Annotated in this window: 2 pseudogenes; one reads left to right on the plus strand and one right to left on the minus strand. The window is 60.7% G+C overall.

What is annotated here, in order from left to right:
• Positions 1–204, minus strand: a pseudogene (locus tag QYL93_RS31840) (IS481 family transposase); the annotation flags it as partial.
• Positions 205–631: 427 nt separating this feature from the next.
• Here QYL93_RS31840 and QYL93_RS31845 point away from each other — a divergent pair.
• Positions 632–993 (plus strand): annotated as a pseudogene (locus QYL93_RS31845) (twin-arginine translocation pathway signal protein); the annotation flags it as partial.

The following is a 993-nucleotide window of genomic DNA, read 5'->3' on the forward strand; positions in this document are numbered from 1 at the left end:
TTCTTGCGCAGGCGTGAGCACGGTCTGCAGATGATGGGCCGTGTGCGAGCGGTCCCCAAAGACATCGCGCTTCTTCCACTTGCAAACGGTCTGCTCGGTGATGCCAAAGCGCTGGGCCAGGACACTGGCTGTCTCGTTGCTGGCCGCGATTTCGGCGCGCACGGCAGGCGTGGTGCGGGCGTTCTTGTGCAGGGCAATCAACATGGCTTCACTCCCTCGGTGGATTGCAGGGACTCGATCAACTCTTGCAGGACGGCTCTGGCCATGAAGAGCGGATAGCGTTTTGGGTCGATGCAATCATCCGGGATGCGAAACACAGCACTGCATGCCGGCGAACTCACCTGGCGCATGTTCATTGCCCGCAAATAAAAGCCCGGCTCAATTGCGACGAAGTGATGACAAAACAATCAAAAATGGGGTAATCCCGAGGTCACCTAATTGCAACAAATTATTTCCACAATGCACCCACACCTCCCGACGGGAAGGTGCAGCCGGCTCAACAACCGATGGCGAGGGGGGTTCTGTGGAAGTCGATTCGGGTCGGAGAAAATGGGTGGGGTACGGCGTGGCAAGCGTCGGCGCTTCATTGTCGGGCTGGAGTGGAGTAGCCAGGGCAGCTGAGCCTGATACCTTGGTTGTCACCCAGGTGGTCGACATGTCGCCCCAGCAGCAGGACGTGAGCCGGGACTTCGTCGCCGGGTCCAAGGCGGCGTGGCAGACCCTTAACATCAAGGGAGGCCTGCGCGGCCAGAAGGTCCAGCATGCGGTGGTGGAAACCGATGGGTCAAGTGCTGCGGTAAAGAGTGCATGGAACGCCGCTGTGGCGGACCCCCGCTGCATTGCCATTTCCGGCAGCGTGGGCAGCGCCGTCTCCGAGCAGTTGTCTGCCCTTCAGGCGTCAGCAGCAAGTGGCAAGGCGCTCCCCATCGTCGCGCCCTGGCTGCACAACCCGACAGACAAAGGCAGCCGCGATGGCGTGTTCGACATCTTCGC

The organism is Acidovorax sp. A1169, assembly GCF_030704685.1.
Lineage (GTDB): Bacteria > Pseudomonadota > Gammaproteobacteria > Burkholderiales > Burkholderiaceae_C > Acidovorax.